Below are 18823 nucleotides of genomic sequence, written 5' to 3' on the forward strand. Positions count from 1 at the left end.
TAACGGAAAGGCAAGGGCGAACGCGCGTCCGCTCTTTCGTGGTTTGACTGACAAATGAGCCGTTTAGAGCGATGGTAGCCTCAGAGGCGGGGCGCTCGCAAGAATTCTTGAGAAATGACTTGAAGTTTGCGGGCGACGCCCGTTCGAAATGGGCGAGACAGCGGTGGTTGCGTGAAATAGAAAGACCAAGCGGCCCGTGCCAATACGGTTGAAAAGCCGTATGAGCGCGCGACCGGTGATGCTCCACGACGGACGCTCAGCATCCGTCGCATTAAGCGAGCGCAAAAAAAGCCCGGCTAATGCCGGGCTTGATCTTATGTCGCCTGATTCGCCGCGCAGCAGATGCTCCGCCGCGCAGTGGCATCAAAGGATATCGGACGCGTAGTCGGCGAGGCGAGAGCGCTCGCCGCGTGCGAGCGTAACGTGCCCGCCGTGCGTCCACCCCTTGAAACGGTCGACCACATACGTTAGCCCCGAACTGCCTTCCGTCAAGTACGGCGTGTCGATCTGCGCGATGTTCCCGAGGCACACGATCTTCGTCCCTGGACCCGCACGTGTGACTAGCGTTTTCATTTGCTTCGGCGTGAGGTTCTGCGCCTCGTCGATAATCAGGTACTTGTCGACGAACGTACGCCCGCGCATGAAGTTCATGCTTTTCACTTTCAGACGCGATCGGATCAACTCCTGCGTGGCAGCACGACCCCATTCGCCCGCGTTGTCGTCGGTCTTTTGCAGGACTTCCAGGTTGTCATCGAACGCGCCCATCCAGGGTTGCATTTTTTCTTCTTCGGTACCCGGCAAAAAGCCGATATCTTCTCCGACAGGCACCGTCGCCCGCGTCACGATGATCTCGTTGTAGCGCTTTTCATCGAGCACTTGCGCGAGGCCGGCGGCCAGTGCCACGAGCGTTTTGCCTGTGCCCGCTTGTCCAACCAGCGTCACGAAGTCGATGTCCGGATTCATCAGCAGATTGAGCGCAAAGTTTTGCTCACGATTGCGTGCGGTGATGCCCCAGACGTTGTTCTTATGGTGCGTGTAGTCCCGCAGAGTCTGCAGCAGAGCGGTCTTGCCGTTGAGTTCGCGCACGATCGCGTGAAACGCCGGCTCGCCGTTGCTCGGTTCCAGAAAAAGAAACTCGTTGACGAGCAGAGAGGGACACAGCGGCCCCGTGACACGGTAATACGTCGTGCCGGTCTTCGTCTCTTGCCAGCTCTCCATGCCCTTGGCGTGCTTCGTCCAGAAGTCTTGCGGCAGCTCGCGCACGCCCGAAAACAACAGATCCTTGTCTTCGAGAACCTGGTCGTTGAAGTAATCCTCGGCGGGCAAGCCCAGGGCGTGGGCCTTGATCCGCATGTTGATGTCTTTCGACACCAGCACGACCTGCCGGTCCGCGCGGTCGCGCTGCAGGGCGCGGACGACGCCCAGAATCTGATTGTCTGCCTTGCCGTGCGGCAAGCCTTCGACGGGCTCGATATCGGCGAGCTGGGTCTGGAAATAAAGGCGGCCGAGCGCTTCGCGGCTGCCGAGCCGTGACAACGCAAGGCCATCGGCGATCTGGCCGGTGTCCGCGACCAGCGCGTCGAGCGTGCGGCTGACCTGACGAGCGTTGCGTGCGACCTCCGACATGCCTTTCTTGTGGTTGTCGAGCTCCTCGAGCGTCATCATCGGAAGATAGACGTCGTGTTCCTCGAAGCGGAAAAGGCACGTCGGGTCGTGCATCAGCACGTTCGTGTCGAGAACGAAGAGCTTGCGGATCTCCGTTTCAGGGACGGCTTTGCGAGCGCGCCCTTGCGTTTTTGCTGCGACTGGGGCCGGGGCCGCCGCCGTAGGCGTGGTTGCAGAAGGCTGCTCCTTGCGGACAACTGGCGACGCGGCGGACACGGGCAGCAGTGCGGGCGTCTCTTTCGTTTTTCGGCCGCGCGAGGGCGAAGGGGCTTCTTTCGTGACGGATGCGGCTTCTGGGCGCGTTGGCACGGAGCGCAGCGTCGCAGTCGCGTTCGCGGCACGTTGCATCGGCTCGGCGACGTTGAGCGGGCTGCCTGTCGCGCCGTAGTCGGCCGCTTCCACTTGCTCCCCAACGGTGCCCTGTTTCTTCGTGGTTTTCGCAGGCCGAGCCTTGGCCTTGAACTCATCGGGCGGCAACAGCGTGCCGAGCTTGCTCGGCGGGGTGGGCAAAGGCATGGTTTCCCTCGATGAATCGGGTCGCAATCGTGCGCCGCTTGACGTTCTGCACGCGGACCGCGCGGGCGGCGGTCTTGGTTGCAGCAACGCGGCGCGCTGTCAGTTTCGAAACGCCGGTTCGCCTAGATGTCGATCGACTCCTCAGTCAAAGTGCCGCGGGCAGCTGCGCCCCGCAGCGAGGAAACAAAAAAGCCGCCGCTCCTTGTGGCAATGGAGCAAGCGGCTCGACGTTTCTCGAGCGTCGCACAGCGCCTCGCAAGTGCATCGGCATGGCATCGAAAGATGCTGGCGCGGCAGCGACGGAAACTGGGTGAACAGGCACTCATTGCAACGCAATATAACGCGCGTCAGGTTCCTTGTACAGCTTCGAGAATTTCGTCTACATGACCCGGCACCTTCACGCCGCGCCACTCGCGGCGCAGTACGCCTTCAGCGTCGATCAGGAATGTCGAGCGCTCGATGCCGCGTACCACTTTGCCGTACATCTTCTTCATTTTGATGACATCAAAGAGCGTGCACAGGGCTTCGTCGGCATCGGAAACCAGCGTGAACGGCAACTCCAGCTTGGCTTTGAAATTATCGTGCGAACGCACGCTGTCGCGCGAAACACCGACGATTTCTGCGCCGGCTTTGCTGAATTTCGGATGCAAGTCACGGAACTGCAGCCCCTCGGTCGTGCAACCGGGGGTGTTGTCCTTGGGATAGAAGTACAAGACCACCTTCTTGCCTCTCAGGCTCGACAGCGTGAACTCGCCGCCGGTCGCCGCAGCGGTGAAATCAGGCACGGGTTGGTCGACTGCGATGGTCACGGGTTCTCCTTTTTATTGCGCAAACCTTGTGCGTGTAGTCAATTGTAGGGCGGCAGGCCATGCGCCCGAAGGGGTATGTGACGGACAGCCTCAATGGGGCTGCACGATCAACTCGCCCGAGCGGCCCGGAATTTCGCCCCATGTGACAGGGTACGATGGCAGCGTGTCGCGGTCCAGCGCACTGTGGTAATCGCCCATCGTCGCAAAGGTATGACCTTGCGCGTGCCATCCGGCCAGCAACTGCTCGAAGACAGGTGCGAGCTTTTGCCCCTCGAGTTCCGCATGCAGCGTGAAGACTTGGTCTTGGGGGTTGCGCTCCGTCGCGGCCAACAGGTGCGCCGCAACGCTGTTCACATCGAGACCGTCGATACCGATCAGTTCGTCGAGCGTGGGCAGCGTGGTCGGTAGCTGGACGTGTGAGAGCGTGCGGTTCCCAACGACAGGGCGGTACGGTGTGTGGCCGCGGCCATCGGAGGCGTAGCGCATGCCCCAGGCGTCGAGCTGGACAAACGCGTGCTCGTTCATTTGCCAGCCCGCGGAACCGTGAGTGGCCGGCGGTGCTCCGAAAATGTCCGTAAATCGCTCGTAGCTCTTCTGCATTTCGCGTGCAGTCCACTCGTTGGACTGGTGGCGGACATTGTCCTGCCAGTACACATGATCCCAAGTGTGGATGCCGCACTCGAAACCTGCCTCGTGAATTGCACGCATTTCGCTGGCCGCGCGTACGCCGATGTCGGGGCCAGGCAGTAAGACCCCGTACATCAATTGCCGTACGCCGTAATGCTCGACGACGGAGGTGCGCGACACCTTCTTCAAGAAACCGGGCCGAAAGACGCGGCGCAGCGCCCAGCCGGTGTGATCCGGGCCAAGGCTGAAAAGAAAGGTGGCACGTGCCTTGTAGCGATCGAGCATGCGCGCGAGGTGTGGTACCCCCTCGCGCGTGCCACGCAGCGTATCGACGTCGATTTTGAGGACGATGCGAGCCAAGGCGTCGCCGTCCTTATTGTTGCTGTTCGACGAGTGCGCGCGCGTCGGACACATGCTCGCGATAGGCTTCGAAGATGTTGCGCAGCGCATCATCGAAGCTCGTTTGCGGTGCCCAACCGAGCTCGGCGATCGTGTTTTCGATCTTCGGCACGCGATTTTGCACGTCCTGATAGCCTTGACCGTAGTAGGCGCCCGAGGAGGTTTCGACGAGCTTCACGGCCTTGGCCGATTCGGCGTACTCCGGGTACTCCGCGGCGAGCGCAAGCATCTTGTGGGCGAGCTCGCGTACCGAAAAGTTGTTTTTGGGGTTGCCGATGTTGTAGATCTTTCCGGACGCGACGCGGTTCGGATTCTCGATGATCTTCATCAGCGCGCTGATGCCATCGCCGATGTCAGTGAACGCGCGCTTTTGCGAGCCACCGTCAACGAGGCTGATGTTTTCGCCGCGCACGATATGGCCGAGGAATTGTGTGACGACGCGCGAACTGCCTTCCTTGGGCGTATAGATCGAATCGAGGCCCGGCCCGATCCAGTTGAACGGGCGGAACAGCGTGAAGTTGAGACCCTCCATGCCGTAGCCCCAGATCACGCGGTCCATCAACTGCTTCGCGCAAGCGTAGATCCAGCGCGGCTTGTTGATCGGCCCGTAGATGAGCGACGACGCCTCGGGATCGAACTCCTCGTCCGCGCACATGCCGTAGACCTCGGACGTCGACGGAAACACGAGGTGTTTGCCGTACTTCACGGCCGAGCGCACGATCGGAAGGTTCGCCTCGAAGTCGAGTTCAAAGACGCGCAGCGGTTGTTGCACGTAGGTGGCCGGCGTTGCAATTGCGACGAGCGGCAAAATCACGTCGCATTTCTTGACGTGATACTCCACCCATTCCCGATTGATCGTGATGTCGCCTTCGAAAAAGTGCATCCGCTCATGGTTCACCAGATCGCCTAGTCGATCCGTCTGCATATCCATGCCGAAGACTTGCCAGTCGGTAGTCTCAAGAATCCGTTGCGACAAGTGATGGCCGATAAAACCGTTGACGCCGAGAATCAGGACTTTTTTTGTTGAACCTTCGGTTTTCATGAATGAGGGGAAGTATGAGTAAGCTTAAGGAACTCGGCGGGAGTGATGACGGCCGGCTTGCCGTCGAGCGCATGCCATAGTTCGGAAATGGCAATGACGCGTGCGTCGCCGCACACGCCCAAAAACGCATTATCGCTTACGTGCAGACCCGGGGGCAAATTCGTGCGCGGCGCGCCGATGCGTACGCCCGGCGGAGCAAGGCGGGCCTGTGCGACGATAAAGCGCACCTCACCGATGTCGGTGAAGGCACCCGGGTACGGTGGCGCGACGGCGCGGATCAGGTTGTAGACGCGCTCGCCCGATTGCGACCAATCGATGCGGCCATCCTCGGGTTTGCGTCCGCCGAAATAGCTGCCGCGTGCTGTGTCGTTGGGCAGGCAGGGTGCCTCGCCCGCTAAAAGTGCCGGCAGCACGCGCCACAGCGTCTGCTCGGCCGCTACCGTCACTTTGTCGAACACCTGCTGCGCGGTGTCGTCGGGCAAAATCGGGACGCTCGTCTGGCCGACGATCGAGCCTGCGTCGGGTTTCGCCGTCATCTCATGCAGCGTCGCGCCCGTTTCCGCTTCACCGTTCAGCACGGCCCAATTGGTCGGCACGCGCCCGCGGTATTTCGGCAGCAGGGAGCCGTGCATATTGTAGGCACCGCGCGGGGCGAGCGCGAGCACATCGGTGGGCAGCATGTGCCGGTAGTAGAACGAAAAAATGAAATCGGGCTGAGCGCGGCGCACGGCGTCGCGCAGTGCGTCATCGTTCGGATCGGCGGGCTTGATGACCTCGATACCATGCTCCGCTGCGACGGCGGCAACGCTGCCGAACCAGATCGTTTCGCTCGGGCTGTCTTCGTGGGTGACGACGAGCGCCACGTCCACGCCGCGAGCGAGCAGTACCTGCAGGCATCGCACGCCGACGTTATGGTAGGCGAAGACGACGGCGCGCGGCCTCATGATTGCCCGCCTTCGTGGGTGATGCGTGCGGCATGCGCTGTGCGCGCGGTGGCGGACGACATCGCATCGCCTTCGCGAGCCTCGAGCACCGTCTGCACGAGATAACGCGGCCGGGCGCGGACTTGCTGATAGATCCGGCCGATGTACTCACCGAGCAGTCCCAGTGCAAAGATGATGACGCCCAGCATGAAGAAGGTGATGGCGAAAAGCGTGAACACGCCCTCGACTTCGGCGCCGATCACGAACCGGCGGATGAGGAGCAGCAGGAAGAGGCCCGCGGAGCCCATCGACAAAATCACGCCGACGAACGACAGCCACTGCAGCGGCACGACCGAAAAACCGGTGACGAGATCGAAATTGAGCCGCATGAGGCTGTAAAACGAATACTTCGATTCGCCGGCAAACCGCTCTTCATGCGCGACTTCCACCTCAATCGGTTTTTGCGCGAACGTATAGGCGAGCGCCGGGATGAACGTATTGACTTCGCCACAGCGGTTGATGGTATCGATGATCTCGCGGCTGTAGGCACGCAGCATGCAGCCTTGGTCGGTCATCTTGATGCGTGTGATGCGCTCGCGAAGACGGTTCATCGCCCGCGACGCCTTGCGCCGCCAAAGCGTATCCTGACGATCGCGGCGGATCGAGCCGACGTAGTCGTACCCTTCGCGCATTTTCGCAACGAGCTTGCCGATTTCCTCCGGCGGGTTTTGGAGGTCGGCGTCGAGCGTTAGGACGATCGTGCCGCGCGAGTGCTCGAAGCCGGCAAGAATCGCCATATGCTGGCCGTAATTGCCGGAGAGCAGTACGACGCGGGTCGTGTCGGGCCGCGCGCGGAATTGCTCCGCCAGCAGCGCGGCCGACTTGTCGCGGCTGCCGTCATTGATGAAGATCACCTCGTACGTGGCGCCGAGCGCATCGAGCGCAGGATAAAGGCGCGCAAAGAGCCCCTTGAGCCCGTCTTCCTCGTTGTAGACAGGAATGATGACCGAGACTTCCGGGTGCGCCGAACGTTGTTCCATGTAGCTCATTCTTATTATTTCCCGTGTTCTGCGCAGATTTCATCGACGGCGTCGCACACACGCGTCACATCGCCCTCGCTCATTTGCGTAAAGAGCGGCAGCGTCAGCGTCGTCTCGCCGAAGCGCTCCGCGTGCGGAAACATGCCCGCCGCGAAGCCGCGTGCACGGTACAGCGTGAAAAGATGGATGGCAGGGTAATGCACGCCGGTTCCGATCCGGTATTTCTCCTGCATGATCTGCATGAAGCGGGCGCGGTCGATGGTGAGCCGCTCGAGCGGCAGCGTGATCTGAAACATGTGCCAATTGCTATTTGCGAAATCCGCAACGGGCAGACCGATGCCGAGTTCGCGCGCAGCGCCCTGTTCGAAACGCGCGAGGTACGACTGGGCGAGCGTTTTGCGCTTGGCCGTAAAGCGCTCCATCTGCGCCAGTTGCCCGAGGCCCACGCGCGCGGCGACGTCCGTCAGGTTGTACTTGCCCCCGAGCAAGTCGCAATCCATACCGTCGAGACCCGTGCGGGTAATGCCCTGCAGCCGGTACTTGCGCGCAAGCTCCGACTCGCGCTCGTCGTTGAGCACGAGCGCGCCGCCTTCGATCGAAGTCACATTCTTGTTCGGATGGAAGCTGAACGACACGATGTCGCCGAGCTTGCCGATGCGCTCGCCGTGCCACGTCGAACCCAATGCCTGCGCGGCGTCCTCGATCACACGCAGCTTGTATGCGCGGGCGATCTCGTAGAGCCGGTCCATGTCGACGGGCAGCCCTGCGAGATAGACCGGCATGATCGCCTTGGTGCGCGGCGTGATCGCTTGTTCCACCAGGTTCAAGTCGATATTGCGAGTGCGCGGATCGATATCGACAAAAACAGGGACCGCACCGACTTCGAGAATGACATTGCTTGTGGCGACCCACGAAGCGGGCGTCGTGATGACTTCGTCGCCGGGGCGCACGCCCGCAATGCGCAACCCGATCTCGAGGGTGGCGGTGCCAGAGTTGAACGCGCGCACGGGCCGTCCACCGCAATAAGCCGACAATTGCTTCTCGAAGGCCTCGTTTTGCGGGCCCGTCGTGATCCAGCCGGAGCGCAGCACATCAACTACGCCCTGAATCGTTTCTTCGTCGATTTCCGGCCGCACGAACGGCAAGAATGGAGGGTGTTCCTGGTTCATGAGTGAACGCTTTGCACGGATAAAAGTGAATGCGGCAACCGGGGCCGCAAGGGTTCATATCATGCGAGCCGGCCAAGTCTGCCGGGCTTGGATTCATAAGCGTCAGGCAGCTCGCCTCAGCTGCGCGCGAGCACGAGCACACCAATCAGAATGATCGCAATACCGGCGAGCCGATGCATCGACAGCACTTCGCCGAAAAGATACCAAGCCGCGAACGCGTTGACGACGTAGCCCAACGACAGCATCGGATAGGCGATCGATACGTCGACGCGCGACAGCCCGACGACCCATACCCCGACGCTCACGACGTAGCAGGCGAGCCCGCCGATGATCGGCACCTGCGTCGCCAACTTCAGGCCGACGGGGAGAATGTTCGCACGGGTGAATTCAAACTGTCCAACGGCATTCACTCCCGCTTTCAGCAACAACTGCGCGCCGGCGTTCAGCATGACGCCCGTCAAGATGCAAATAAATGAAATCGGGTTCATCGATAGGGTGGTCTTTTTGTGGCGGGATACGGCCGTGCCTGCCAGGCGCCACCAGCGGGTGGCCGACAAGCACTGCGCCTCACGGCTTTTCGACAATGACGCGGCGCTCATCGCTGGCGACAACGCGCATCGGTACGTGCTGCGCTACCAGCTCCGGGTAGCGCTCCCGCGGGATCAACGCGAGCGCATAGGGGGTGGCGCGCCATCGCGTGATCCACTCGGCGATGGTCGGAACCCATTTCTGAGGCTCTTGGTGGACGCCAAACGCGAGCTCGTTGGGATCCTGAACCATGATCATCGTATGGCCGATGTAAAACGGCATCGTATGGTCGAGGACCCCGACCGAGTAAAACGGTGTGTCGGCGGGCAGGCGCGCGAGCGCGGCCTTGACTGCTGGCGCCAGCGGCGCGCCGGAGCTCTGCTGGCCGAAGACATCGTGGCCCGTGCCGGCGATCGTGGCGAGCAATAGCCAGGCGGCGCCGAATGCGACGGCCGAGGGCAGCACGGCCCCTCGCGGGCGGCGGGCTAGCCATAGTGCGATGAGGGTCAGCACGAATGCGGTTCCAATCGCTGCGAACGCCCATACGCGAAATTCGCGGTAAAGCTCGTTTGGCGTGCGTGCGCTGCCTAACTTGCCGAGGAAAACTGCGCCGACTGCGGCGGCGACCAAGAAAATCGCATAGCCGACGAGGTGGCGCTGCCATGTTTTTCGCGGTACTTGCGGCAAATACGCGCCGATGAGCAGTGCGAGCGCAGGCGCGATGGGCAGCACGTACGAAACAAGTTTCGAGTGCGAGGCGCTGAAAAAAAGGAAGATGAAACCCGACCAGACGAAGAGCAGGGTGGCCGGCTGGAAACCGTTGTGGTGAACTGCTTCACGTGCGGCATGGCGCACGCTTTGCACCGCGATCGACAGCCAGGGCAGAAAGCCGATCAGGATGACCCAGACAAAGTAATGGAACGGCCCCGGACGGTGCTGATCGGGCGTCAGATAGCGCTCGAACTGCTGAATAACAAAAAAGAAGTTGAGGAACTCCGGGTTGCGCTGTTGCACGAGGACAAACCAGGGCGTCGCGACCGCGAAGAAGATGATGACGCCACTCACAAGCCTCAGGCGCTTCCAGATTGCCCAATCGCGTGCGATGGCGGTATAGAACACCAGCGTCGCGCCGGGCAGCAGAATGCCGATCAGCCCTTTGGAGAGTACCGCCAGCGCCATCGATGCCCAACATGTCCACATCCACAGCCGAGCTTCGCGGGCAGTCGCCTCGCCGCGTTGCGCGAGCAGCATCGCGCACAGCGTGAGCTCCATCCAGAAGGACAGACCCATGTCGAGCGTGTTGAAGTGGCCCATGAGGCTCCAGTAAGGGGCGCAGGCGAGCACGAGCGCCGCGGCGAACCCTGCGGCGGGGCTATAGAGGCGTTTGCCTGTGTAGCCCGCGAGCAGTACGCCCGCGAAGCCCGTAAGGGCCGTGTAGAGCCGCGCTTGCCATTCGCCAATGCCGAACCAGGCAAAAGTGAGTGCGTTCGCCCAGGTTTCCAGCGGCGGTTTTTCGAAGTACTTGTAGCCGTTGTAGCGCGGGGTGATCCAATCCCCCGTGAGGAACATCTCGCGCGCCATTTCGGCATAGCGACCTTCGTCGCTGGGTACGAGGTGTCGCCAGCCGAGCGGCACGAACCAGACGATCGCAAACGCGATGACAAGCAGCCACAGCGCGATGCGACCGAGCGGCAAATCGGGTGCGGAAGCGCTGGCGAGAGCGAAGGTGTCGGCCGGCGCAGTGCTGGCAGCACGGGAAGAACGTTGGAGCGGCATTAGATGAAAATCCCTCTAGCGAAGCCGGGTATGCGGCGAACGGGCTGCGAGAGCCACGCGCGTGGGCGTTGCACGCCCAAAAACGAATCGCGCGGCCGAAGCGGCGAGCGTCGCACGCGCTCGCCGGGCGGGGTGATGGGATGTCCTCGTAAGGACGCGCACGCTGCGGCGTGTCGGCAAACGGCTCGTCATCGCTCGATGAGCAGGGCCGCGGCAACGCGACGGCCTTCGGCCATCAGGATGTTGTAGGTTCGGCAGGCAGCCATGACGTCCATGGCTTCAACGCCGATGCGTTGAGCAAGCAGCGCGGCCGTGAGCCGCGGGTGCGGAAAGCGTAGGCGCTCGCCAGTGCCCAGCACGACGACTTCAGGCGCGTAGGCTCGCACGATCTCGAAATGTTCGGGGGTGAGGGTTTCGAAGGAGCACACAGGCCAAGACATGACGGGCGCGTCCGGCAGCACCACGATGCTACTTTCGTGGCGCTGGAGGTTGACGTCGACGTAATGGGCGCCATAACCGGTGACGGTGTTAAGGACGCCGCTTGGATCCTGGTGTAGTTTCAAATCCGTGGTTCCGTGGTTTCCGGTGCAGTGCGGGTTGCCTGAAGTGGTTAGTCTGGACCGCGAGCGGTTCCGCGCGGCTTCGTACATTGCGAAACCTGGCCAGAATCCGCTAAATTATAACTTTTTAACCGCCGGACGGCGTCCTTCGGTGTGGCTGGCGCATGAACGCCGCCAAAAGTACCGAAGTGGTACCGAAGCGCACCCGAAGCAGGCGCCTAAAACCGGCACCTGGAACCAGCACCTCAAGTGGCCACCAAAAGCGGTCGCAAAAGGGGCGCAGGGGGGCACAGGAGCGTCAATGGTGCTTCCAAGGGTATAGTGCCGCTGCGCCGCTTCCATCGGGTCTGCTCCTGGACCGCAGCAATTGGGCGAAACGAGACGTGTGCTCGGTTGCCCGCGTGCTGAACACACCTTACCAGCGTAAAGTGGCGAAGCGCGCCCCGGCGCGCTAGGGCCGCGTCGCCATTTTTCAGGCTTTCAGGGAACCTCTGCCGTGGTGAAACCGATTCTAAAATCGAACAAGCTGCTGAACGTCTGCTATGACATCCGCGGGCCAGTGCTCGAGCACGCGAAGCGGCTTGAAGAGGAAGGCCACCGTATCATCAAGCTCAATATCGGCAATCTCGCCCCGTTCGGGTTCGACGCACCGGACGAGATCGTGCAGGACATGATCCGCAATTTGCCTACCTCGTCCGGCTACTCGGATTCGAAGGGCGTATTTGCGGCGCGCAAGGCGATCATGCACTACACGCAGCAAAAGGGTGTGATCGGTGTTGAACTGGATGACATCTACCTCGGAAACGGCGCTTCCGAGCTGATCGTGATGGCGATGCAGGGCCTGTTGAACGACGGCGACGAAGTGCTGCTGCCGGCGCCCGACTATCCGCTTTGGACGGCCGCTGTCAGCCTGTCGGGCGGCACTCCCGTGCACTACATTTGCGATGAATTGAACGGGTGGATGCCGGACCCCGATGATGTGCGTGCGAAGATCACACCGAACACGCGCGCCCTCGTCATCATCAACCCCAACAATCCGACGGGAGCGCTGTACTCGGATGATCTGTTGCTCGAACTGGTCGAGATTGCGCGTCAGCATGGCCTCGTCATCTTTGCCGATGAGGTCTACGACAAGATCGTCTACGACGGCAGGCAGCACACGTCGGTCGGGGCGCTGTCCGAAGACGTGTTGACCGTCACGTTCAACAGTCTCTCGAAAAGCTATCGGTCTTGCGGATACCGTGCCGGCTGGATGTATGTATCCGGCTTGACGGGCGAGAACCGCCGCCGCGCTGCCGACTACTTCGAGGGGCTGGGCATTCTGGCTTCGATGCGGCTGTGCCCGAACGTGCCGGGGCAGTACGCGATCCAGACGGCGCTCGGCGGCTATCAGAGCATCAACGATTTGATTGTGCCGGGCGGGCGGCTTCACAAGCAGCGCGAGATTGCCTACGACATGCTCAACGCGATTCCCGGCGTGAGCTGCGTGAAGCCCGAGGCGGCGCTTTACATGTTCCCGCGTCTCGATCCCAAGATCTATCCGATCCAAGACGACCAGAAGTTCGTGCTCGACCTGCTGCTCGAAGAGCGTGTCCTGCTTGTCCAGGGCACCGGCTTCAACTGGCCGCGCCCCGACCACTTCCGGGTTGTATTTCTACCCAATTCGGACGATCTCGTCGATTCTCTCAGCCGAATCGCACGTTTTCTCGACGGCTATCGTAAGCGGCACAGCACGTAACGCGTGCTCGCGGGCGCATCGCGTTAAGTCAAGCTAGCGCCCGCAATTTGCTCTTCATCGATGTTTCACCACGCTTCACCCATTCTTGACAGACGCTGCATGGAACCGATCAAAGTTGGCTTGTTGGGCTTCGGCACGGTGGGTAGCGGCACCTTTACGGTGCTGCGACGCAACCAGGAAGAGATTATGCGCCGCGCCGGGCGCGGCATCGAAGTGGCCCGTATCGCGGTGCGCAATCCAGCCAAAGCGCTTGCCGCGCTCGGTGATGCGGCCGGCGGTGTGGAGGTCGGCAGCGATTTCAACGCGGTCGTCGCCGATCCACAGATCGACATTGTGGCCGAGCTGATTGGCGGCACGGACTTTGCCCGTGAGCTCGTGCTGCGAGCGATCGACAACGGCAAGCATGTCGTGACTGCCAACAAGGCGTTGCTTGCCGTGCACGGCACCGAGATTTTTGCCGCGGCACGGGCGAAGGGCGTCATGGTTGCCTTCGAGGCGGCCGTCGCGGGGGGCATCCCGATCATCAAGGCGTTGCGCGAGGGGTTGACGGCGAACCGGATCCAGTACATCGCCGGCATCATCAACGGCACGACCAACTACATCCTCTCCGAGATGCGCGAGCGCGGCGTGGACTTTGCAACGGCGCTCGCGGGCGCGCAGGCGCTCGGGTATGCCGAGGCCGATCCGACGTTCGATATCGAAGGTGTCGACGCCGCTCACAAGCTGACGATCATGAGTGCGATCGCGTTCGGCGTGCCGGTGCAATTTGACCGGGCTTACATCGAAGGCATTTCGAAGCTCGATGCGACCGACATCACGTACGCCGAAGATCTCGGCTATCGAATCAAGTTGCTTGGCATCACCCGGCGCACCGAACGTGGCATCGAGTTGCGCGTGCACCCGACGCTGATCCCGGCCAAGCGCCTGCTTGCGAGCGTCGAGGGCGCGATGAACGCCGTCGAGGTACATGGCGATGCGGTGGGCGCAACCCTTTACTACGGCAAGGGCGCAGGCGCGGAGCCGACTGCATCGGCCGTTGTCGCCGACTTGGTCGATGTCACCCGGCTTCATACGGCCGACCCGGAACACCGCGTGCCGCATCTTGCATTTCAGCCGCATAGCCTCTCCGATACGCCCATTCTGCCGATCGACGACGTGACGAGCGGCTATTACCTGCGCCTACGCGTGTCCGACGTGCCGGGCGTACTCGCCGACATCACGCGCCTGCTTGCGGATGCGGACATCTCGATCGATGCAATGCTGCAGCGGGAGTCCGAACAGATTGCGGTGGATGGGGAAACCGATGTGGTAATCGTCACCCACGACACGTTCGAAAAGAGCCTGAATGCGGCGGTTGTGCGCATCGAAGCGCTTGCTACCGTTATCTCCAAGGTGACAAAGCTGCGCATTGAGGCGTTACTTTAATCGGTGGTGACTCAGCGCCGGGGAAGCGCCGCAGACGCGCCGCAGCGATACGGCGCTCCGCCTGAATCCAGCAGAATCGAAGCGATATCATGAACTACATTTCGACTCGCGGCGCCGGCATCGGCGAGCGACATACCTTCTCCGACATCCTGCTCGGAGGCCTCGCGAAAGACGGCGGGCTGTACCTGCCGGCCGAGTACCCGCGCGTGTCGGCCGACGAGCTCGAGCGCTGGCGTTCGCTGTCGTATGCCGATCTGGCGTTCGAAATCCTTTCGAAGTTCAGCGACGACATTCCGGCCGACGATCTTCGTGCGCTCGTGCATCGCACTTATCGGGCGGACGTCTACTGCAACGTGCGGGCAGGCGAAAACGCGCATGCCATCGCGCCGCTGAAGCAGCTTGGCGTTGAAGCTGGCGCGCCGCTGTCGCTGCTTGCCCTCTCGAACGGGCCGACGCTCGCGTTCAAGGATATGGCGATGCAGCTGCTCGGTAACCTGTTCGAGTACGCCCTCGCCAAGCACGGGCAAAGCCTCAACATTCTTGGGGCGACCTCGGGCGACACGGGCAGCGCCGCCGAGTACGCGATGCGCGGCAAGGCGGGCATTCGCGTGTTCATGCTCTCGCCACACCGCAAGATGAGTGCGTTCCAAACGGCGCAGATGTACAGCCTGCAGGAACCGAACATCTTCAACATCGCGATCGAAGGCGTGTTCGACGACTGCCAGGACATCGTGAAGGCCGTCTCGAACGATCACGCGTTCAAAGCCCGGTATCGAATCGGCACCGTCAATTCGATCAACTGGGCGCGCGTCGTCGCGCAGGTTGTCTATTACTTCAAGGGCTACTTCGCCGCGACGCGCGCGAATAGTGAGCGTGTCTCGTTTACCGTGCCGTCGGGCAACTTTGGCAATGTCTGCGCGGGTCACATCGCACGAATGATGGGTCTGCCGATCGAAAAGCTCGTCGTTGCAACAAACGAGAACGACGTGCTCGACGAGTTCTTTCGCACGGGCGTCTATCGCGTACGCGGCGCTGCAGAGACGCATCACACCAGCAGCCCGAGCATGGACATCTCGAAGGCGTCGAACTTCGAGCGTTTCGTTTTCGATCTGCTCGGGCGCGACCCTGCTCGGGTGCTACAGCTGTTCCGCGACGTCGAGGAAAAGGGCGGCTTCGATCTTGCTGCCAGTGGCGACCTGGCACGCGTGCGAGCGTTTGGCTTCGTCTCGGGCCGCAGCACGCATGCCGATCGCATCGAGGTGATCCGCGACGTGTATGCCCGCTACGGCACCATGATCGATACCCATACCGCTGACGGCCTGAAGGTGGCTCGGGAGCACTTGCAAGCGGGTGTGCCGATGATTGTTCTCGAGACCGCTCAGCCGCTCAAATTCGGGGAGACGATTCACGAGGCGCTTGGACGCGAGCCGGAGCGCCCGGCGGCCTTCGAAGGCCTGGAGGCACAACCACAGCGGTTCGAGGTGCTGTCAGCCGACGCGGCGGCGGTCAAAGATTTCGTCGCCGAGCATACGGGCCTTTAGTTTGGAGTAGTTTGGACCGCCCGGCTGGGTGCCGGCGACTTGCACCCGAGTCGCGCGCGCGTCGCTACAATGTCAGTCTCGCCGAAAAAACGCCGTCACTTCGATGTCCACGCATGAAACTTCCGCCGCTCGTCCGCCGCTCATTTCGACGGCTGACGCGCTGGCCACGCTGCTCGCGGCCGCCAAGCCGGTGAGCGGCACCGAAACCATTTCGACGCTCGACGCGCTGAACCGAGTGCTCGCGGCTGACGTCGTCTCCGGCCTTGACGTTCCGCCGATGACCATCAGCGCCAGGGATGGCTACGCGGTACGCTGCGCCGACCTGTCGCACGACGAGCGCCGCCTGCCGATCTCGCAGCGCATTGCGGCCGGACATCCGGCTGAGCCGTTGGCTGCCGGCACGGCGGCACGGATTTTTACCGGTGCGCCGATGCCCCCGGGCGCGGACGCGGTCGTCATGCAGGAACAGACCGAAGCGTTCGGCGACACCGTCGAGATTCTCGACTTGCCAACGACCGGGGAGTGGATCACGGCGCAAGGCGCCGACATCCAACTCGGCTCAGTGATCCTGCCGGCCGGCAGCCGCCTCACCCCGCAAGCGCTTGGTCTGGCAGCGTCGACTGGCTGCGCTCAACTGACGGTGGCCCGGCGCGTCAAGGTGGCCGTGTTTTTCACGGGCGACGAGCTCACGATGCCCGGCGAACCGCTTGCCCCTGGCGCCATCTACAACTCGAACCGCTTTACGCTGCGTGGGCTGCTCGAGCGGCTCGGCTGCGAGGTGACCGATTACGGCAACATTCCGGACCGGCTCGACGCCACGCAAGCCGCGCTGAAGGACGCTGCGCGCGAGCATGACTTGATCCTGACGTCGGGCGGTGTCTCTGTCGGCGAGGAGGACCATGTCAAGCCGGCGGTTCAGGCGCTCGGACGTCTCGATCTCTGGCAAATTGCGATGAAGCCCGGCAAGCCCCTTGCGTTCGGTGCTGTTCGTCGCAGCGCCGACGCAACGGATGAGACGGAGGGCGGCCAAGAGGCGTTTTTCATCGGACTGCCGGGCAATCCGGTTTCGAGTTTCGTCACATTTTTATTGTTTGTCCGGCCGTTTTTGCTGCGCCTGGGTGGCGTGCGCGACGTCGCACCGAGGGCATTGTCACTGCGGGCCGACTTCAGTCAGACGAAATCAGACCGCCGCAATGAGTTTTTGCGTGCCCGGATCAACGACGCGGGCGGCCTCGATGTGTTCGATAACCAGAGTTCGGCCGTGCTGACTTCGACCGTATGGGGCGATGGGCTGATCGATAACCCGGTGAACCATGCGATCACCGAGGGCCAGACCGTGCGTTTTCTTCCGTTTTCCGACTTGCTGGCTTGAACGGACCGAGTCGACGAATTGAGCGCTGAATCGGCGCTCAATCACGACGGGCATCCAACCGAATTGCTATAGATGAAGATTGAACTGAGGTATTTTGCGAGCGTGCGCGAGACGCTCGGGCTCTCCCAGGAGACGGTCGACTTGCCGGAAGGCATCGTCACCGTCGGTGACTTGCGCGCTTGGCTGCGCGAGCGGGGAGGCGGGTGGGCTGACGCGTTGGCCGAGGGCCGCGCGTTGCGCATGGCCTGCAACCATGCGATGACCGATGCGACGGTGCGACTCACCGACGGCTGTGAAGTGGCATTCTTTCCGCCCGTGACGGGCGGCTGACAAGCGATTGGGGCAAGAGAGGAAAATCATGACCGTTCGCGTACAGACTGCCGATTTCGATGTGAGCGACGAACTTGCGGCCTTGCGCGCATGTAATTCGAAGGTCGGGGCCGTGGCCTGCTTCGTGGGGACTGTTCGGGACCTCAACGAGGGCTCCAACGTGGCCGCCATGGAACTCGAGCATTACCCTGGCATGACCGAAAAGGCGCTAGAGGCGATTGTCGACGAGGCGCGCAAGCGCTGGCCCGGCTCTGACGTTCTCATCGTGCACCGGGTGGGCAAGCTCTACCCGATGGACCAAATCGTTCTGGCGGCGACTACAGCGGCCCACCGCCATGAGGCGTTCGCGGCCTGCGAGTTCGTGATGGACTACCTGAAAACCCAGGCGCCGTTCTGGAAAAAGGAGACGACGGAGGCCGGCGAGCGGTGGGTCGACGCTCGGGTTTCCGATGATGAAGCGCTCGCCCGTTGGGGGCTCGACGCGAACAACGCACGTTGAAACGAGGGGCCGACGTCATTCGTGGTCCTATCGGTCGAAGGAAGCGCGGCACAAGGCGAGTAGCAGGACTGATTTCCCTCTGGCCGATGAGCGGCTCGATGCGCTAGCCCCTTGCATCCGGTAGCAGACGACCGGCCCGACTCGCTAGATCCTCCAGACTCGCCCGATTCGCTAGTCGGCGGATCAATCCATCACTCAGTCTCAGTTTCGGCCGCGCCACGCCCGATGATCTTTGCCGGAAACGGCTCGCCGCGAGTTCTCGGGCGCAGGTGGGGCGCATCGGGGGTATGAGGCGTCGTTTCCTCGCCGCGTCGTCTCGGTGCGATCTGCTCGAGTAAAGCCTGCTGCTCGGCCGGTATCGTGTAGTCCCAGCCAAATCGGCTCAACTGCAGGCTTTGGGCGATCCTCAAAGCCGGTTCCATGAAGCGGACGGCGGCGGCCGGTTCGTAGCGCTCGCATACTGTATCGAGAAAGAGGTGCAGCCAACGGCTGAAGTGCCGTGGCTCGACGCCTTCCAGTGCTTGGTGGGGCTGCTGCACATTGCCGCGATAGCGCTTGTCGCCAAGCACGAGGCTGCCCCAGAACAGACACATCTTCGGTAAATGCTCGTCCCATCGGCCCTGGAGAGCTTTGTCGAAGATCGGGCCCAGCAATGCATCGGCGCGAACGCGATCATAGAACGCATACACCAGCTCGCGGATATTCGCTTCGGTAGGTTCAGCGCATCTCGACGGGACTTGACTGGAAGCGGCCGCAGGTGCCGACATGCTGGAAACGGGAGGGGGGCTCATAAGAATCGGGAAGGCCGGACGCGACGCGGGATGACACCGCAACGCTCGGGGCATACTGCCAAATTGCGCGACA

At 62.0% G+C, this 18823-nt stretch carries 17 protein-coding genes; 6 read left to right on the plus strand and 11 right to left on the minus strand.

Features of this window, described 5'->3' with window-relative positions:
* Nucleotides 1-363: 363 nt before the first annotated feature.
* From VL598_RS00770 to VL598_RS00815, 10 genes are all read right to left on the minus strand, one after another.
* Complete coding sequence (locus tag VL598_RS00770) at nucleotides 364-2181, minus strand: PhoH family protein (RefSeq protein WP_325324792.1); 1818 nt, start codon at nucleotides 2179-2181, stop codon at nucleotides 364-366.
* A gap of 347 nt (nucleotides 2182-2528) precedes the next feature.
* On the minus strand, nucleotides 2529-2990 hold the full coding sequence (locus VL598_RS00775) for a peroxiredoxin (RefSeq protein WP_325324793.1): 462 nt from the start codon (nucleotides 2988-2990) through the stop codon (nucleotides 2529-2531).
* 90 nt (nucleotides 2991-3080) lie between these two features.
* On the minus strand, nucleotides 3081-3977 hold the full coding sequence (locus VL598_RS00780; protein ID WP_325324794.1) for a polysaccharide deacetylase family protein: 897 nt from the start codon (nucleotides 3975-3977) through the stop codon (nucleotides 3081-3083).
* A gap of 13 nt (nucleotides 3978-3990) precedes the next feature.
* A complete protein-coding gene (locus tag VL598_RS00785) occupies nucleotides 3991-5058 on the minus strand; it encodes a bifunctional UDP-4-keto-pentose/UDP-xylose synthase (RefSeq protein WP_325324795.1) in 1068 nt (355 codons plus the stop codon).
* On the minus strand, nucleotides 5055-6002 hold the full coding sequence (locus VL598_RS00790) for a formyltransferase (protein ID WP_325324796.1): 948 nt from the start codon (nucleotides 6000-6002) through the stop codon (nucleotides 5055-5057). Before VL598_RS00790 ends, VL598_RS00785 begins: the two co-directional genes overlap by 4 nt.
* The gene (locus VL598_RS00795) at nucleotides 5999-7030 is read right to left on the minus strand and encodes a glycosyltransferase (protein WP_325324797.1); all 1032 of its coding nucleotides are present in this window, start codon (nucleotides 7028-7030) and stop codon (nucleotides 5999-6001) included. The genes VL598_RS00790 and VL598_RS00795 overlap by 4 nt, the downstream gene beginning before the upstream one ends.
* A 5-nt stretch (nucleotides 7031-7035) precedes the next feature.
* Nucleotides 7036-8190, minus strand: coding sequence for a DegT/DnrJ/EryC1/StrS aminotransferase family protein (locus tag VL598_RS00800; RefSeq protein WP_325324798.1), 1155 nt, complete (start codon nucleotides 8188-8190; stop codon nucleotides 7036-7038).
* 116 nt (nucleotides 8191-8306) lie between these two features.
* Nucleotides 8307-8678, minus strand: coding sequence for an SMR family transporter (locus VL598_RS00805; protein ID WP_325324799.1), 372 nt, complete (start codon nucleotides 8676-8678; stop codon nucleotides 8307-8309).
* 79 nt (nucleotides 8679-8757) lie between these two features.
* The gene (locus VL598_RS00810) at nucleotides 8758-10494 is read right to left on the minus strand and encodes a glycosyltransferase family 39 protein (protein ID WP_325324800.1); all 1737 of its coding nucleotides are present in this window, start codon (nucleotides 10492-10494) and stop codon (nucleotides 8758-8760) included.
* 188 nt (nucleotides 10495-10682) lie between these two features.
* Nucleotides 10683-11057 (minus strand): Mth938-like domain-containing protein, encoded by a 375-nt coding sequence (locus tag VL598_RS00815; RefSeq protein ID WP_325324801.1) that lies wholly within the window; start codon nucleotides 11055-11057, stop codon nucleotides 10683-10685.
* A 496-nt stretch (nucleotides 11058-11553) separates the two neighbouring features.
* Between VL598_RS00815 and VL598_RS00820 the strand changes: the two genes are divergently transcribed.
* From VL598_RS00820 to moaE, 6 genes are all read left to right on the plus strand, one after another.
* On the plus strand, nucleotides 11554-12792 hold the full coding sequence (locus VL598_RS00820) for a pyridoxal phosphate-dependent aminotransferase (RefSeq protein ID WP_325324852.1): 1239 nt from the start codon (nucleotides 11554-11556) through the stop codon (nucleotides 12790-12792).
* Between the two features lie 99 nt (nucleotides 12793-12891).
* On the plus strand, nucleotides 12892-14217 hold the full coding sequence (locus VL598_RS00825) for a homoserine dehydrogenase (protein WP_325324802.1): 1326 nt from the start codon (nucleotides 12892-12894) through the stop codon (nucleotides 14215-14217).
* 89 nt (nucleotides 14218-14306) lie between these two features.
* Nucleotides 14307-15758 (plus strand): threonine synthase, encoded by a 1452-nt coding sequence (thrC, locus tag VL598_RS00830; RefSeq protein ID WP_325324803.1) that lies wholly within the window; start codon nucleotides 14307-14309, stop codon nucleotides 15756-15758.
* Between the two features lie 103 nt (nucleotides 15759-15861).
* A complete protein-coding gene (glp, locus tag VL598_RS00835) occupies nucleotides 15862-17130 on the plus strand; it encodes a gephyrin-like molybdotransferase Glp (protein ID WP_325324804.1) in 1269 nt (422 codons plus the stop codon).
* Nucleotides 17131-17202: 72 nt separating this feature from the next.
* Entirely contained in the window at nucleotides 17203-17460 is a 258-nt protein-coding gene (gene moaD, locus VL598_RS00840) for a molybdopterin converting factor subunit 1 (protein ID WP_325324805.1), read from the plus strand.
* A 28-nt stretch (nucleotides 17461-17488) separates the two neighbouring features.
* The gene (moaE, locus tag VL598_RS00845; RefSeq protein ID WP_325324806.1) at nucleotides 17489-17959 is read left to right on the plus strand and encodes a molybdopterin synthase catalytic subunit MoaE; all 471 of its coding nucleotides are present in this window, start codon (nucleotides 17489-17491) and stop codon (nucleotides 17957-17959) included.
* Nucleotides 17960-18150: 191 nt separating this feature from the next.
* Here moaE and VL598_RS00850 read toward each other — a convergent pair whose 3' ends face one another.
* Nucleotides 18151-18726, minus strand: coding sequence for a group III truncated hemoglobin (locus tag VL598_RS00850; RefSeq protein ID WP_325324853.1), 576 nt, complete (start codon nucleotides 18724-18726; stop codon nucleotides 18151-18153).
* Nucleotides 18727-18823 lie beyond the last annotated feature (97 nt).

Origin of the sequence: Trinickia sp. (assembly GCF_035492435.1) — a bacterium.
Classification (GTDB): domain Bacteria; phylum Pseudomonadota; class Gammaproteobacteria; order Burkholderiales; family Burkholderiaceae; genus Trinickia.

Coding starts and splice junctions, on each gene's coding strand:
- VL598_RS00770 (WP_325324792.1), bottom strand. CDS start 2,181: ATGCCTTTGCCCACCCCGCCGAGCAAGCTCGGCACGCTGTTGCCGCCC.
- VL598_RS00785 (WP_325324795.1), bottom strand. CDS start 5,058: ATGAAAACCGAAGGTTCAACAAAAAAAGTCCTGATTCTCGGCGTCAAC.
- VL598_RS00790 (WP_325324796.1), bottom strand. CDS start 6,002: ATGAGGCCGCGCGCCGTCGTCTTCGCCTACCATAACGTCGGCGTGCGA.
- VL598_RS00795 (WP_325324797.1), bottom strand. CDS start 7,030: ATGAGCTACATGGAACAACGTTCGGCGCACCCGGAAGTCTCGGTCATC.
- VL598_RS00800 (WP_325324798.1), bottom strand. CDS start 8,190: ATGAACCAGGAACACCCTCCATTCTTGCCGTTCGTGCGGCCGGAAATC.
- VL598_RS00805 (WP_325324799.1), bottom strand. CDS start 8,678: ATGAACCCGATTTCATTTATTTGCATCTTGACGGGCGTCATGCTGAAC.
- VL598_RS00810 (WP_325324800.1), bottom strand. CDS start 10,494: ATGCCGCTCCAACGTTCTTCCCGTGCTGCCAGCACTGCGCCGGCCGAC.
- VL598_RS00825 (WP_325324802.1), top strand. CDS start 12,892: ATGGAACCGATCAAAGTTGGCTTGTTGGGCTTCGGCACGGTGGGTAGC.
- thrC (WP_325324803.1), top strand. CDS start 14,307: ATGAACTACATTTCGACTCGCGGCGCCGGCATCGGCGAGCGACATACC.
- glp (WP_325324804.1), top strand. CDS start 15,862: ATGTCCACGCATGAAACTTCCGCCGCTCGTCCGCCGCTCATTTCGACG.
- moaD (WP_325324805.1), top strand. CDS start 17,203: ATGAAGATTGAACTGAGGTATTTTGCGAGCGTGCGCGAGACGCTCGGG.
- moaE (WP_325324806.1), top strand. CDS start 17,489: ATGACCGTTCGCGTACAGACTGCCGATTTCGATGTGAGCGACGAACTT.
- VL598_RS00850 (WP_325324853.1), bottom strand. CDS start 18,726: ATGTCGGCACCTGCGGCCGCTTCCAGTCAAGTCCCGTCGAGATGCGCT.